The sequence below is a fragment of the Brevundimonas sp. genome (genome assembly GCF_041911375.1).
In the GTDB taxonomy this organism is placed as follows: Bacteria; Pseudomonadota; Alphaproteobacteria; order Caulobacterales; family Caulobacteraceae; genus Brevundimonas.
Map to the genome: position 1 here is coordinate 83,168 of NZ_JAYRPA010000018.1, position 15,185 is coordinate 98,352.

The window sequence follows — 15,185 nt, forward strand, 5'->3', positions numbered from 1 at the left end:
TCCCCCTTCGGGCGGTCCCCCTGCCCCGCTTCCCGCTGGAGGATCGCTCTCGACCATGCCCCTCGCCTGCGCTAATCGCACACCCATGACCTCCCCTCTCGACGCCTCTCCCGATCCGCTGCTGACGCTGGAGCCGACCCGTCGCGTGACGCTGCGCGAGGCCTTCGGCGTCGACAGCGACTTGACCGTGCCCGCTTTCGCCGAGCGGGACAGCCATGTGCCCGAGATCGACGAGGCCTATCGCTTCGATCCGCAGACGACTATCGCCATCTGCGCCGGCTTCGCCTTCGACCGCCGCGTCATGGTCCAGGGCTATCACGGCACCGGAAAGTCGACCCACATCGAACAGGTCGCCGCCCGCCTGAACTGGCCGCTGGTGCGCATCAACCTGGACAGTCACGTCAGCCGGATCGACCTGATCGGCAAGGACGCCATCGTCCTTCAGGACGGCAAGCAGGTCACCGAGTTCCGCGAGGGCATCCTGCCCTGGTCGCTGCAGCGCCCGATCGCCCTGGTGTTCGACGAATATGACGCCGGTCGCCCGGACGTGATGTTCGTCATCCAGCGCGTGCTGGAGGCGCAGGGCCGGCTGACCCTGCTCGATCAGAACCGCGTCATCCGCCCCAACCGCTTCTTCCGCCTGTTCGCCACGACCAACACCATCGGCCTGGGCGACACCACGGGCCTGTATCACGGCGCCCAGCAGATCAATCAGGCGCAGCTGGATCGCTGGAACATCGTCACGACGCTGAACTATCTCGACCATGACGTGGAAGCCGAAATCGTCGTGGCCAAGGCGCCGGAGTACGCCACCGCCGAAGGGCGTCGTCAGGTCGCCGCCATGGTCCGCGTCGCCGACATGACCCGCAACGCCTTCATGAACGGCGACATCTCCACCGTCATGAGCCCTCGCACGGTCATCACCTGGGCCCAGAACGCCCTGATCTTCGGCGGCGACGTGGCTCTGAGCTTCCGCCTGACCTTCCTGAACAAGTGCGACGAGCTGGAACGCCCGACCATCGCGGAGTTCTATCAGCGCGCGTTCGGCGAGGACCTGCCCGAGGCCGCGACGCGGGTGAAGGTGGCCTGAGCGGCCACCTTACCACCGCCCTTCACGCATACGACTGACAAACCGGTTCGAACCGGCTAAAGGCTCGCGCCTCGAGAGGATACCCATGGCCCTGAAAGTCGCGATTGTCGGCCTGCCCAACGTCGGCAAGTCCACCCTGTTCAACGCCCTGACCAAGACGGCGGCGGCCCAGGCGGCCAACTATCCGTTCTGCACCATCGAGCCGAACACCGGCGACGTGGCGGTGCCCGAGCCGCGCCTGGGCGTTCTGGCGGGCATCGCCGGGTCCAAGGAGATCATCCCCGCCCGCATCACCTTCGTGGACGTGGCCGGCCTGGTGCGCGGCGCCTCCAAGGGCGAGGGCCTGGGCAACCAGTTCCTGGCCAACATCCGCGACTGCGACGCCGTGGCCTTCGTCGCCCGCTGCTTCGTCGACGACGACATCACCCACGTCGAGAACCGCATCGATCCGATCGCCGATCTGGAGATCATCGAGACCGAGCTGATGCTGGCGGATCTGGAAAGCCTGGAACGCCGCCGGGTTCAGGTCGAGAAGCGCGCCAAGGGGGGCGACAAGGAAAGCCAGCTGAACCTCAAGTTGATCGACTTGGCCTTGGCCCAGCTGAACGCCGGCAAGCCCGCGCGCCTGGCCGAGGTGTCCAAGGAGGACAAGAAGGCCTGGGACATGCTGCAGCTGCTGACGGCCCTGCCCGCCCTCTACGTCGCCAACGTCGAAGAAGGTTCGGCCGACAAGGGCAACGACCTATCGGCCAAGGTCGCCGCCCGGGCCGCCGCGGACAACGCCAACTCCGTGGTCATCTCCGCCCAGATCGAGTCCGAGATCGCCGTGCTGGACGACGAGGAACAGAAGGAGTTTCTCGAGACCCTGGGCCTCGAGGAACCCGGCCTGAACCGCCTGATCCGCGAGGCCTACAATCTGCTGGGCCTGCAGACCTATTTCACGGTCGGCCCCAAGGAGGCGCGCGCCTGGACGATCCATGTGGGCGACACCGCGCCCCAGGCGGCCGGCGTGATCCACACCGACTTCGAAAAGGGCTTCATCCGCGCCGAGACCATCGCCTATCCCGACTATGTCGCGCTGAAGGGTGAAACCGGCGCCAAGGAAGCCGGCAAGATGCGGGCCGAAGGCAAGAGCTACGTCGTCAAGGACGGCGACGTCATGCACTTCCTGTTCAACAACTGAGGCGTCTTCAGCGCTTCAGCGCCTTTTCCAGGGGCGTGTCTTCCTTCGGCGGGACGGGCGAGCCGGGACAGCGGCCCAGCCGCGTCGTCGCGTCCTGGCCCCTGTCCAGATAGACCAGCGTCAGCATGTCGCCGCTGGCCGCGACGAAGACCCGCTCGCGCTGCGTCTGCCCTTCGGCGACGCAGGTCAGCGCCAGCTCGTATCCGCTGGCGGCCTCTGTGATGCGATCGATGGCGCAGCTGTTCTCATACCCCTCGAAACGCAGCGGCGTGATCTCGATCGGACGCCGGTCGCCCTGCGGATTGGCGCACCATGCCGCGCTGGCCGCCCAGCGTCCCACAAAGCTCTTTGCCCCGCGATTGGCCAGCGACGACGGCCCCGGCGCCTGGATCTCCTGCAGCGCCTCGGGCGACTGGATCGGACGCGCGGGTTCGTCGGGCGGATTGACTGGACCGTGGTCGCAGGCGGCGACGAGAAAAGGCAGAAGCAGCAGCGGCGACAGACGTCTCATGCACTCCTAACGCCAAGGCCAAGCTCGGGTTCAGCGCCCTACTGTCGCGCCGCCTCGCTGCGGACGCGGACCTGGCCGAACTCCGACGTCGGCTTCCACGTCGGCCATTCGTCGCCATTGGCCAGCTGCAGCCCCAGACGGTAGAGCAGGGTCAGGTTCTCGACCGCGCTGGTCAGGTCCCAATCGGCCGACCACTCGTCCGACGGCTGGTGATAGACGGCGCCGAAGCGGGCCCGCCACGCCGCCCAGCCGGCCTCCTTGCCTCCCTCGACGAAATCCACCCCATGCCAGGGCATCAGGGCCGGCACGCCCGCGCGCGCGAACGGGAAGTGGTCGGATCGATAATAGAAGCCCTGTTGCGGCTGGCCATCGTCGGAGACGTAGCGGCCCTCGACGCGGGCCAGGGCGTCCAGATCATCCTCCAGGGTGTTCTGGCCCTTGCCGAAGATCGGCACGTCGCGGGTCGGGCCGGACAGCGGCAACATGTCGATGTTGATGTCCGCCACCGTCGTCTCCAGCGGATAGACCGGGTCGGCGACATAGGCGTAGGCGCCCAGGAGGCCCATCTCCTCGGCCGCCATGTGGGCGAAGACCAGGGTGCGCGCGGGGCGCGGGGCCTTGGAGAGTTCGCGCGCCATTTCCAGGACGCCGATGGTGCCGGAGGCGTTGTCCCAGGCGCCGTTGAAGATCTTGTCCTCTCCGCCGGCATGATCGCCGCCGACGCCGACGTGGTCCCAGTGGGCCGAGTAGACGATGACCTCTTCCGGTCGTTCGGCGCCCTCGATCTTCGCCAGCAGGTTATGGGTGACCAGGGTTCCGATCGTCTCGGACTGCTTTACCGACAGGGTCGCGCCCGACAGGGCGAAGGCCTTGAACGATCCGTCCTGCGCCCCGGCCAGACGCGCGGCGTCCACGCCCGCCGCCTGGGCCAGCGAGGCCTTGCCGGACTGGCTCAGGGTCGCCGTGAACTCGAGGTCCGCCGCGCCCGGGGTCAGGGTCCGTTCCTGCGCAGCGCCGCCTGAGGCGCGTCGCCAGTCGCGTTCGCCCGCCAGGGTGACCAGGCCGACCGCGCCCCGGCGAAAGGCCTCGTCGGCCTTGTAGGCGGCCGACTGATAGTTGGTGGTGTACTCGCCGTTGAACAAGTCGCCGTCCGGTTCGCCACCGACCACCACCACGACCTTTCCGCGCACGTCGATGTCGCCGTAATCGTCCCAGTTCCGTTCGGGCGCGGTGATGCCGAAGCCGGCGAACACCAGTTCGGCGCCCTGGATATCGGCCTGCCCGTCATTGGAGACCGCACGAACGACCACATCGGTCCCGACGGTCAAGGGATGGGCCTGGCCTGCCGGATCGGTCACCGAGAAGACGGCGGCGCCCGCCGCCGGCGTGTAGCGCTTGAGCTCGATCCGCTGCAGCCACTGTCCGTCCGGCCCGCCGGGCTGCAGACCCATCGCCTCGTACTGCGCCTGTAGGAACGACAGCGTCTTGCGCTCGCCTTCGGTCCCCGGCTTGCGCCCCTGGAAGTCGTCGGCGCTGATGGTGCGGATCTCGTCCGACAGGCGCTGGGCGGAAAAATCCTGGGCCGAAGCGGCGGAGGCGATCATCGCCGCGCAGGCGACGCTGGAGACGAGGAAACGACGCATCTGGGCACTCTCAACGAAAAAGGCTGAGAAGCTGTAAGGCGGCGGGGCGCGCCAGCCGCCTTACATTTTCGTCATCTTTAGTCCTGGCGTTGCGAGGCGGTCTCGGCGCGGATCGCACCGAACTCCGATCCCGATTTCCATTGCGGCCAGTCGCGGCCGTTCGCCAGGGCGCGGCCCACGTCGTAAAAGACGGTCAGGTCCTCGATCATGCCGCTGTAGTCCCAGTCCGGCGACCATTCGTCCGCCGCCTGGTGATAGCGGTTGGCACCATATTCGCTGCGTGACGCCTCGCGCGCTGCGATCGGCTCGTCGCGGAACTCGCCGCGGCTGCCGGCATAGGCCATCGGCACGCCGCGCTTGGCCAGCGGGAAGTGGTCCGACCGGTAATAGGTGCCGGCTGCGTTCTCATAGTCCGGGACCAGGGTGCGCCCCTGCGGCTGGATCGCCGCCGCCAGCCGCTCGTCGAAGTCGGACTGGCCGTAGCCCGTCACGCCCAGGCCCGTGACCCGGCCGTAGACGTTCATCGAATCCATGTTGAAGCCGCCCACGGTCCGGGCCAGCGGATAGACGGGGTTGGACGCATAGTATTCCGCGCCCAGCAGGCCGCTTTCCTCGGCGGTGAAGCTGATCATGACGATCGACCGCTCGGGGCGGGGCGCCCGGCCGTACATCCGCGCCAGCTCCAGCAGGCCTGCCGTGCCGGACGCGTTATCCACCGCGCCGTTGAAGATCCGGTCGCCGCTGGCGTCGGGCTCGCCCATGCCGATGTGATCCCAGTGGGCCGTGTAGAGCACCGTCTCGTCGGGGTGCGTCGTTCCCGGCAGCCGGGCGATGACGTTGTGGGTGGTGACCTGGTTCGTCGCCACGTCGAACTCGGTCGAGAAGGATGCGCCGGGCAGCGGGACCGGCTGGAAATCGCGGCTGCGCGCCTTGACCTTCAGCGCCTCGAAATCGAGGCCCGCGCGGCGAAACAGGTCAACGGCGACGTCGCGCTGGATCCAGCCCTCCATCGGCACCCGCTCGGCCGCCGCGTTCTGGCGCAGGATGTCGAACTGGGGCACGCCCCAGGAGTTGGCCACAGTCGCCCAGCCGTACGACGCCGGCGCGGTCTCGTGCACGATCAGCACGCCCGCCGCGCCGTGCTTCGCGGCCTCCTCGTACTTGTAGGTCCAGCGGCCGTAATAGGTCATGGCCTTGCCGCCGAAGGTGTTCAGCGCGGGTTCTTCGAAGTCGGCGTCGTTGACCAGAACCACCAGGATCTTGCCGCGCAGGTCCTGGCCCTTGAAGTCGTTCCACTGACGCTCGGGCGCATTGATGCCATAGCCGACGAACACCAGGGGCGCGTCTTTCAGGCTGACATGCTCGGCCGGACGGCGGGTCGAGATGGCGACCTCGCGCCCCTGGGTCAGCGGCAGGCTCCAGTCGCCCAGCTTCAGGGCGGCGCTGACGTTGGACTGGGTGAAGCGGTTCAGGATTACGTCCTGCGTCCACTGGCCGTTCGGACCGCCCGGCTCGAACCCGGCGGCGCCGTATTGCTCGCTCAGATAGCGGACGACCTTCTCTTCGGCCGGGGTGGCGATGCCGCGCCCCTCGAAGCTGTCGTCGGACAGCACACGGATGTCTTCGGAGATGCGGGCGGCGTCGAACGCCGGGGCCGCGCCGGAACCGCCGGCGGTGGCGCAGGCCGAGAGGGCCGCGCCCGTCAGAAGGATGGCGGCGAACGACGATATCAAACGCATGGAAAGCCCCTAAGCCAAAACAGGTTGAGACCCTAGGGGGCGCGGACGCGCCTGTCGATTCCGGCGCACGACGCCTTTCGTCGCAAACGAAAGCCCGCCGGAGCCAGGCTCCGGCGGGCTGAATTCGATCGGCGGATCGCCTTCGCTTAGTGCGCCACGCCCTTCCAGATGCGGCGATAGCTGGCATAGGTCAGGCCCGCGAAGATCAGCAGGAAGATCATCACGCCGAAGCCGGCCTGCTTGCGCTCGACCATCTTGGGTTCGGACGTCCAGGCGATGAAGGCGGCGACGTCCTTGGCGTACTGGTCGACCGTCTGGGGCGAACCGTCGTCATAGGTGACCTGACCGTTCTGCAGCGGCGGCGGCATGGCGATGAAGCCGCCCTCCGGCACGTGGTCGTGGTCGCCGGTCCAGAACGGCGTCAGGTCGCCGGCCATATAGGGATTGTAGTGCTGGCCGTCGCGGATCTGCAGGCCGGCCGGCGCGGCGCGATAGCCGGACAGCAGCGAGTAGATGTAGTTGGCGCCGTCGTGGCGGGCTTTGGCCATCACCGACAGGTCGGGCGGCGCGGCCCCGCCGTTGCCCGCGGCCGCCGCCGTGGCGTTCGGATAGGGGGCCCGGAAGCGGTCGGCCGGGGTGGCGTCCCGCTGGATCGGCTCGCCGGTCTCGCTGTCGATATCGGCCACCTGGATCTCAGCGGCCAGCGCCTTCACGACCGGGTTGTCGTTGGGGTTCGGATACTTCGGGTTCCAGAACGGACCGTTGCGGTCGCCCAGGTTCCGATAGTGCATCAGGTTCATGCCGTGGCAGGCGGCGCAGACCTCCTGATAGACCTTGTAGCCGCGCTGCAGCTGGCCCTGGTCGAAGGTCCCGAACGGTCCCTCGAAGCTGAAGCCGCCCGAACGCGGGTGCGCCGCGCCGCCGGCGGCCAGGGCCGGAGCGGCGGAGGCCAGCAGGCCCAGCGCAACGGCCGCCGAAGCGATGATCTTGGTCGTCGACACGGTGAGTTTCCCAATCATCATGACGCTCAGCCCTTCGTCTCGGGCGAGGCCGGAGCGGCGACCGAGGCGGCGCCCATCGGGGCGCCCGGTCCGGGCAGCACGGGTTCGGAAATGGTCGCTGGGATCGGCAGCGGCGTCTCGCGCAGGCCCACCAGCGGCATGATCACCAGGAAGAACAGGAAGTAGTACAGGGTGAACAAGCGGGTCAGCCACAGGTACGAGTTCAGCTGGCCGTCGAACAGGGTGAAGCTGGGCATGCCGGGGATCACCGGCGCGTCGGGCAGTTGGCCGCCGCACCAGCCCAGACCCACGCCCACCACCAGGAAGATGATGAAGAAGGTCCGCATCGTCGGCCGGTAGCGCATCGAGCGCACCTTGGACGTATCCAGCCACGGCAGGATGAACAGCACGCCGATCGCCGCGAACATCGCCACCACGCCGCCGAACTTGTCCGGAATGGCGCGCAGGATCGCGTAGAAGGGGAGCATGTACCACTCGGGCACGATGTGCGCCGGCGTCTGCAGCGGGTTGGCCGGGATGTAGTTGTCGGCGTGGCCCAGGGCGTTCGGCATGAAGAAGACGAACGTGGCGAACAGGATCAGGAACAGGATGATGGCGAAGCCGTCCTTGACCGTGAAGTACGGATGGAACGGCACCAGGTCCTTCTTCGCCCGGTCCTTGGGGATCAGGATGCCGACCGGGTTGTTCTGACCGGCGTGGTGCAAGGCCCACAGGTGCAGAACGACGCAGCCCAGGATGGCGAACGGCAGCAGGTAGTGCAGCGAGAAGAAACGGTTCAGCGTGGCGTTGTCGATCGCCGGCCCGCCGCGCAGCCAGATCAGGATCGGCTCGCCGATGCCCGGGATGGCCCCGATCAGGTTGGTGATCACCTCAGCGCCCCAGAACGACATCTGGCCCCACGGCAGGACGTAGCCCAAGAAGGCGGTGGCGATCATCAGGAAGAAGATCACGCAGCCGATGATCCAGATCATCTCGCGCGGCGCCTTGTAGGAGCCGTAGTACAGGCCCCGCAGCATGTGCAGATAGACGGCGATGAAGAACATCGACGCGCCGTTGGCGTGGACGTAGCGGATCAGCCAGCCGCCGTTGACGTCGCGCATGATGCGCTCGACCGAGGCGAAGGCCAGGTCGACGTTCGGCGTATAGTGCATCGCCAGCACGATGCCGGTGACGATCTGCGTCATCAGGCACAGGGCCAGGATGCCGCCGAAGGTCCACCAGTAGTTCAGGTTCTTCGGCGTCGGCAGCGACATGTAGTCGGCGCCGAAGCGGATGATGGGAAGGCGGCTGTCCAGCCACTTCTCGACGCCCGTCTTCGGGACGTAGGTGCTCTCGTGATCGCTCATGATCCTCCCCTGGTCCTCAGCCGATCTTCACGCGGGTGTCGGACACGTATTCATAGTCCGGCACGACCAAGTTCAGCGGCGCCGGCCCCTTACGGATGCGGCCCGACGCGTCGTAGTGCGACCCGTGGCACGGGCAGAACCAGCCGCCGTAGTCGCCCGCGTTGAAGGTCGGCACGCAGCCCAGGTGGGTGCAGGAGCCGACGACGACCAGATAAGGCTCGTGGCCGGCCTTGGTGCGTTCCTGATCGGTCTGCGGCGGGCTGCCCACGGCGCCCTCGGCCACGACCTTCTGGATCTCGGCGGCGGTGCGATAGCGCACGAACACCGGCTTGCCCTGCCACTTGATGACGACCTGCTGGCCTTCCTGAACCTTGGTCAGGTCGAACTCGATCGACGCCAGGGCCAGGGTGTCCGCCGCCGGGTTCATCTGGTTGATCAGCGGCCAGGCGATCATCGCGCCCGCGCCGACGGCCGCGGCGCCCGCGGCGATATGGATGAAGTCACGGCGATTGGGATCACCGCTCTCGGGGCCGTGGGGGCCTTCAGAATGCACGACCGATTCGGCCACGTTTCACCTCTCGAACACCGCCCTCGCCTTCACCGGAAGCCTTCCGGGCCCGGCGCGGACCACTGTACGAACCCAGAAATCCCCGACGGTCCGCGGCTCACGGCCTCTCGCCGCAAGTTGCTGACGCTTCTTGAGAAACGTTCGCAAAACAGACCGCGACAAACCCCCAGGTCGCGCGTATGGAGGGCCTTAGAATGCGTCTCGCCCTTTTTCAACCTGACATTCCTCAGAACGTCGGCGCCTGCATCCGATTGTCGGCCTGCTTCGGCGTGGACCTGCATGTGATCGAGCCGACCGGCTTCCGCTTCGACGATCGGGCGATGAAGCGCGCCGCGCTGGACTACGGCCCCCTGTCGCACATGACGCGTCACGCCGATTGGGAGGCGTTCCAGCGCGACCGGCCCAACGGCCGGCTGGTCCTTTTCACCACCCGGGGCGCCACGCCCCTGCCCGACTTCGCCTTCCGTCCCGACGACACCCTGCTGTTCGGCAAGGAAAGCGCCGGCGCGCCCGACCATGTCCACGCCGCCGCCGACGCCCGCGTCGTCATTCCGCTTCGTGCGGGCGCGCGCTCGCTGAACCTGTCCGTGACCGCCGGCATGGCCCTGTGGGAGGGCCTGCGCCAGACCGGCGGCTTTGCCTAATGTGAAGCGCGACCGGGCGATTGAACCCTGCGGTTGGGACATCGGTTAACGACGCTGTCCGCGGCTGGAGAACAAGGGCGAAACGAATCAGGACCGAATCACCGACACGGCCATTTTCGCCCTTTGTTCGCCACGACATCTTGTGCCCGAGTCGGCCGCGGCCACAAGACGCCTTCGTTCGCGCAGCCCGGTCGGGGCGCTCTTCAACGGTTTTTATGGTCGGACACGCGCGGCGTCTTTTCCTGACGCCGCCAAGCCGCTAGGTCATGCCCCGTGGCCCCGTAGCTCAGCTGCATAGAGCAAGGCTTTCCTAAAGCCGAGGTCGGAGGTTGGAGTCCTCCCGGGGTCGCCATGCTGTGTCGAGACCACCTAACGCTGGCTCAGAACCAGCTTAAGTGGCGCAGAATCTGCACCTAGTGTGATTGACATACGCCGTTCGCTTGCTGCCAGGCACGATCGGCCGCTCCTGACTCGACGCGGTCTTTGGCGATGTCCGCCTTCGGGCAGGCGGTGCTCAAGCCCAGACCTCCAAATGGGATGTTCATCGGCCGCGCCCAGCTTGTCCAACGACACCCCACCGCACGCCGATCGCGCAGCGCCGGGCAACGGAATTGAAACCCAAGCGTCTTTATTGACTGCTACTTGATACGCGGCGCGTTGATATATAGGTTGAGGTCGTGGAAAACCTGAAAATCAAGAAACCGTCAAATTGGTCCGTTCTCGACCAGGCTCTATCGGCTTGGGCAGAGGGCAGCGGCCTTCCGCCCAAGGTTTATACCGCGCTCGCAGATCGCCTGCGCACCGCTATCGAAAGCACCGATGCGACGCGGATCCAGACCGCTTCGGATCTTCTGCAAGCTGCATTTCAGTCTGCGCTAGTCGCATCACCGGCCTCCGTGCAAGCGGCAGCAAGAGGAGAGGGCGCGCATGAGATGGCGACCGGCTACGCCCTGGGCAAACTAGCCTTCGCCCAACTGCTTGCGGGGCGGATCGCGGATACTCGCGCGGACAGCCGCTTCGTGGAGCATGTCCGGAACCGGCACTACCTGCCCTATCTGCAAGCGCTGTTCGGCGGGCCTCTCACTGTCAACGCCTTGCAACTCAAGGTCGGCACGCGCCTTGAGACTGTCAGTCGCAAACTCGCTGTTCTGCGCGAGCTGGGCCTTGTGGCCTCCCGGCGGCAGGGAACGGAAGTGATCAATATACTAACGCCGGCCGCCGCGGCGACCATGGAGGCGCTGGGCCTGAACCCGGTCGTCGAAACCGTTCCCGTAGTTCGAGCACCCGACGTCCGCGAAGCTCTAGACGGAGAGCGGAACGCCTTGCCGTCGCACATGCGGGGCATCCCTTCGTTCGCAGAGCGCCCGGCGCGCCTTCACAAGGCCGCCTGATGGCCGCGGCCGGTTCGCGTCGCCGGAAGGGGCGGATCACCACCTTCTTCTCCTACAAGGGAGGGGTCGGACGAACTATGGCTGTCGCCAATGTCGGCTTCCTAGGCGCGATGGCCGGCAAGCGCGTCTTGCTGATGGATTGGGATCTGGAGGCACCCGGCCTTGCCGTCTATTTCCGTGGCATCACTGGCCACGAAGCGGCGGGGGAAATTCGTAAGGCACCAGGAGTGCTCGACCTATTCGTGAACTGGCGCGCCAGTTTGCTCAATGCGGCCACGTCGGACGACGTCAGCTCCGTATTCGACCGTTACGCCGGAGGCGCGCCCTTTAAGGCCTGCGCCCAGCCGCTGGTGCCGAAGGCCCGACTGCCCAAGGGCGCCAAGCTAGACATCATCGGGGCGGGATCGAAGTTCATCGGCGAAGACGGCGAGACGCCGTACGCCGAAGCGCTTTCTGAATTCCATTGGCCGACATTCTTCAGCGAATTCGCCGGAGGGGCGATGCTCGAGTCCCTCAAGGCATGGGCACGGCGCAGCTACGACATGATCCTCATCGACAGCCGGACGGGACTGGCGGATGTCGCAGGGATTTGCACCATGCAGCTGCCCGATCAGGTCGTGCTCTGTTTTGTGCTCAACCGCCAGAACACCGAGGGCGTCGCCGATATCGCCGCCTCGATCCTCGCTACGCGCGGCGACGACGTCCAGATCAGGCTCGCGCCGATGCGCGTGTCCAAAGACCGGCCGACGGAGGAGGCCGATGCGCGATCCCGGGCTCAGCGAGAGATGCGCAAGGCGGGATTGTCACCGGTCAGGGTCGAGACGGACATGGTCAAGCTGGCCATCGCGGCGGCGCCGAACGTTCCATTCTACGAGACCCTAGCGCCCTTCGTGGCTACGAGCCCTACCGCCGACCCTCTCACGTTCGAGTACCTAAGGCTGGCGCAGGAGATCGCATCCGACGCGATCGTGGCACCGCGCATTGACGCCGAATGGGTGGAAGAGGTCCGCCGTCGTCTGCAGCCTCGAATGACTACACCGGAGTATCTTGCGTCGCTTGAGACGGCCGATCCTGATCGCGCCTTCGAGGAACTTGATCGCTTTCTGGACGGAGCTCTCGACGCCGATCCCAGCCGGGAACTCGACGCCGATTATGTCGATGCCCTCGTGTCGTCAGCTTTTCAGGCCCAAGACTGGCTGTGGAGTGATGAGCGCGAGTATCCAAGCGAGGAGTTGGGCCGCAAAGCCCTTCTGTTGCTTCGTCAGCTGCACGCCATGGGTGACGGCGACTGGCGGCTCAAGCTGGTCAATGCAATCGATAACTTCGACCTTCGTTACTCGTTCGGGGGATCATTCGGCAAGCTGACCGCTGAAAAGGACGACATCCTTAAGGACGGTCCTCAGACGACCGACATCCTCATGCGCCGAGCGCAACTGCGCATCATGACTGCGCGGACTCTCACTCTCCCGCGCGCCGCGGACCAGGAGCAGGAGCTTGCAGCGGCGGAAGCCCTGCTTGGCGACATCCGTGGACCGTCGCAGCCAGAGGAGGAGGAGCGCTTTAGGCTCATGCACGCGGAGATCGCGGAGATCCGCGCGAACGCTCACATGGCCGCAGGGAACCGGGACGCTGCCCTGGATCAGTGGGAGCGATTGATCAACCTCCTTCGACATCCCGAAGACCCGCGCACACGCAACATGGCGGCGAGAGGGCATATTGGGCGCGCCTTGCTGATAGATCCGCAATCGGCCAGCGCCGATATCCTGACCGCCGCGAGATACTCGCCCGCGATGGTGATCCGAAACACCACAACGTTTGAGCGACTTTGCGACATTGTCGTCGCGGCTCCCGACGCCGAGACCCTCGCGGCAAGCTTCGCCATTGCCGTGTTTCCTCGGACAAAGGCGTCCAGGCTCAGTCTCGGGGTCAACTATCGGGGTCGGCAGGCGGTGACCTTCGTACGCCAGATTGAGCGGCTGGCGCTGGCGATCGGCTCCGACGCGCCCCGGCGGGCGGAAGCTCTAGGTGCCTTAACCGAGGGCGCTGAAAGTCAGGTTCTGCGCTATGCCCGATCCGGCGGGCGGCATGACGATCCGCGCCAGCTTAAGCGGGTCGTTGGCACCTATATTTCGCTTTCCGAGACGCTCGACGAAGCTGGTGCCCCGGAGCCTCCGCTCGCCGTCTTGCGGCAGCGTATTCTGCAGCTGCAGGGGCGCCCCGCGCGTCCTGACGAATGAGCCATCCCGACGATTGGCGGGGTGCCCCGGACCCGGCGTCCCTATTTCTCGTGATCTGGGCTTATGTCCGGGGTGTCAGCGCCACGCGCCTCGCACGCAATGACCCCCCGCCTCCAGAGCTTCATGGCGATCTGCTGGACGCCCTTCGGCAGTCGAATGGTCGCGACGCCGTCGCCGCTTTCTGTGACGCTCTCGCCAAGGATTGGAGAAGCGGGACCGACTTCGTCTCGAAGCGCGCGCGCGTCAGCGCGACGCTTCTAGCTCTGCGCACTCTCGACGATATCCTCATGGCCATACACCCGCGCTCGGTGCGCCCCTCGCTCGCGCAGGTCACGCACTGGCCGGACTGGCTAGCGGACGTAGAAGAGCGTCGAACCCTCACCGGGGCGTACGCCTCGGACGGCGCGTTGAGTCTCATCGCCAAGGGGCCGCTCATGCGATGTCCGAGGTTGCCGCCTGATCAGGCGACATTTTCGCTGGGAGACCAATTCGCCGCGCTCAAGGTCGTGGATCTCGACTCCTTCCGGGAAGACGACCGCCGGCTGGAGGTGACCGTTCGGGTCATCGATCAGTCCGTGGACGCTGGCGTCCCGCATCGACGCGAACGAAAGGCCAGCGAGGTCGTAACATTTGTACCTCTGGCCGAAGCCGGGGCCGACCTTCGCCCTGAAGTCATCCGGGATGGCGGGACCGTCTATCTGGATGTCCTGAAAGGCGCGAAATACGATCCCTCCGCTGCGTTGCTGAAGGCCGTCGCCGCAAACCCCGACAGCGACATCCTGATCGCTCCTGAGCTCGCGGTCGATGATCAAGATCTGGAGACGGTTGCGCAGAGCCTTCCAACCTTGGGAGGAAGCGCCGCGCGGCTCATCATTGCGGGTTCGGGACTAACAGCGGACGGGCCGGTCGAAGAGGGCCGTCCCTTCAATCGGGCTGCGGCGCTGAACGCTAATGGCCGCCTGCTGTGGGAGCATCGCAAGGTTTCGGCCTATGCCATGCACGAGGAGACAGCAAAGGGCCTTGAGATCCCGGGGGTGGACGGTGCGGTGAAGCTGATGGAGCGGATCACTTGGTCTGACGCCGTCGACATCGCCGATCTGGATGGGCTTGGTCGCTGTCTGATGCTGATCTGTCAGGATCTGCAGATGTCCGTGGTCGACCAGTTACTCGATGCCTTTCGCCCAGATTGGGTCTTGGTGCCCATCCTTGATACAGGGACCTCATTGAATCGATGGCCCGCAAGGCGCGCGCGCGATCTGGCCACGCGGGGAGAAACCCGCTTCGTCGTGGTGAGCAGCTTGGCGATGAACAACTGGCGTTCGGTGCCCTTCACCGGCCAAGAAATGGGTGTCGCGATCGGGCCAACATATTTGAACAAGGGGGAAACAGGCGAGATCGCAGCCGTCCAGGCGGAAGTCGCGCCTGAGACCGAATCGTGGCGGTTCGGATCGGTGCGTTGGAGAAACGCCAAGGGCTGGGCATCCTACTCTCGTGGGAGCTGAGTGACGCGCGCGTCGGGTGTCCGCCGCGCCTGTAGATCGAACGCCGAGGTGCGCAGTCCCGTCTACACGACAGGCTATTCGTGTGCCGCCCGTCTTCTTTGAACAGTCTGAGGCCTCTGAAGCGCGGGAGATAACAACGATTCAACCCCACGATTTATTGAAGGTCCGGAGTTTGTCAAAAAGTTCCGTTGAAGAGGCTGGATGACTGCTTTTCGGGAGCCGAGCGATGTCCGGTGCTGGCGCAGAGCAGCCCCGGAGACACGGACGGTCCGCCTCATCGTACGACCAGTCCTGACGTCACGTAGGAAT

Annotated in this window: 12 protein-coding genes and 1 tRNA gene; 7 read left to right on the top strand and 6 right to left on the bottom strand. The window is 65.9% G+C overall.

The window, feature by feature from the left end; genetic code table 11:
* Nucleotides 1–85: 85 nt before the first annotated feature.
* Both cobS and ychF read left to right on the top strand, forming a co-directional pair.
* Nucleotides 86–1,090 carry a cobaltochelatase subunit CobS gene (gene cobS / locus ACE3PU_RS02940; RefSeq protein WP_374386470.1) on the top strand — a complete coding sequence of 335 codons (1,005 nt, stop codon included), beginning with the start codon at nt 86–88 and terminating at the stop codon, nt 1,088–1,090.
* 85 nt (nt 1,091–1,175) lie between these two features.
* On the top strand, nt 1,176–2,273 hold the full coding sequence (ychF, locus tag ACE3PU_RS02945) for a redox-regulated ATPase YchF (protein ID WP_374386473.1): 1,098 nt from the start codon (nt 1,176–1,178) through the stop codon (nt 2,271–2,273).
* A gap of 7 nt (nt 2,274–2,280) precedes the next feature.
* On the opposite strand, the gene ACE3PU_RS02950 is transcribed toward ychF, so the two are convergent.
* The 6 genes from ACE3PU_RS02950 to petA form a co-directional block, all read right to left on the bottom strand.
* Nucleotides 2,281–2,784 (bottom strand): hypothetical protein, encoded by a 504-nt coding sequence (locus tag ACE3PU_RS02950; protein ID WP_374386476.1) that lies wholly within the window; start codon nt 2,782–2,784, stop codon nt 2,281–2,283.
* Nucleotides 2,785–2,822: 38 nt separating this feature from the next.
* A complete protein-coding gene (locus ACE3PU_RS02955; RefSeq protein ID WP_374386479.1) occupies nt 2,823–4,427 on the bottom strand; it encodes a M28 family peptidase in 1,605 nt (534 codons plus the stop codon).
* A 77-nt stretch (nt 4,428–4,504) separates the two neighbouring features.
* Complete coding sequence (locus ACE3PU_RS02960) at nt 4,505–6,166, bottom strand: M28 family metallopeptidase (RefSeq protein WP_374386481.1); 1,662 nt, start codon at nt 6,164–6,166, stop codon at nt 4,505–4,507.
* Nucleotides 6,167–6,312: 146 nt separating this feature from the next.
* Nucleotides 6,313–7,185 carry a cytochrome c1 gene (locus ACE3PU_RS02965; protein WP_374386483.1) on the bottom strand — a complete coding sequence of 291 codons (873 nt, stop codon included), beginning with the start codon at nt 7,183–7,185 and terminating at the stop codon, nt 6,313–6,315.
* 8 nt (nt 7,186–7,193) lie between these two features.
* On the bottom strand, nt 7,194–8,534 hold the full coding sequence (locus ACE3PU_RS02970) for a cytochrome bc complex cytochrome b subunit (protein WP_374386485.1): 1,341 nt from the start codon (nt 8,532–8,534) through the stop codon (nt 7,194–7,196).
* Between the two features lie 16 nt (nt 8,535–8,550).
* A complete protein-coding gene (petA, locus tag ACE3PU_RS02975) occupies nt 8,551–9,102 on the bottom strand; it encodes a ubiquinol-cytochrome c reductase iron-sulfur subunit (protein ID WP_374386488.1) in 552 nt (183 codons plus the stop codon).
* A gap of 194 nt (nt 9,103–9,296) precedes the next feature.
* Here petA and ACE3PU_RS02980 point away from each other — a divergent pair, with 194 nt between their 5' ends.
* The 5 genes from ACE3PU_RS02980 to ACE3PU_RS03000 all read left to right on the top strand — a co-directional run bounded on the left by ACE3PU_RS02980 (nt 9,297) and on the right by ACE3PU_RS03000 (nt 14,876).
* Nucleotides 9,297–9,746: a tRNA (cytidine(34)-2'-O)-methyltransferase gene (locus tag ACE3PU_RS02980; RefSeq protein WP_374386490.1), complete on the top strand. Its 450-nt coding sequence runs from the start codon at nt 9,297–9,299 to the stop codon at nt 9,744–9,746.
* Between the two features lie 275 nt (nt 9,747–10,021).
* Nucleotides 10,022–10,098: transfer RNA gene (locus ACE3PU_RS02985), tRNA-Arg, on the top strand.
* A 325-nt stretch (nt 10,099–10,423) separates the two neighbouring features.
* Nucleotides 10,424–11,137, top strand: coding sequence for an ArsR/SmtB family transcription factor (locus tag ACE3PU_RS02990; protein ID WP_374386492.1), 714 nt, complete (start codon nt 10,424–10,426; stop codon nt 11,135–11,137).
* Nucleotides 11,137–13,374: a KGGVGR-motif variant AAA ATPase gene (locus ACE3PU_RS02995; protein ID WP_374386494.1), complete on the top strand. Its 2,238-nt coding sequence runs from the start codon at nt 11,137–11,139 to the stop codon at nt 13,372–13,374. Before ACE3PU_RS02990 ends, ACE3PU_RS02995 begins: the two co-directional genes overlap by 1 nt.
* The gene (locus ACE3PU_RS03000) at nt 13,371–14,876 is read left to right on the top strand and encodes a hypothetical protein (protein ID WP_374386496.1); all 1,506 of its coding nucleotides are present in this window, start codon (nt 13,371–13,373) and stop codon (nt 14,874–14,876) included. Before ACE3PU_RS02995 ends, ACE3PU_RS03000 begins: the two co-directional genes overlap by 4 nt.
* Nucleotides 14,877–15,185: the final 309 nt, after the last annotated feature.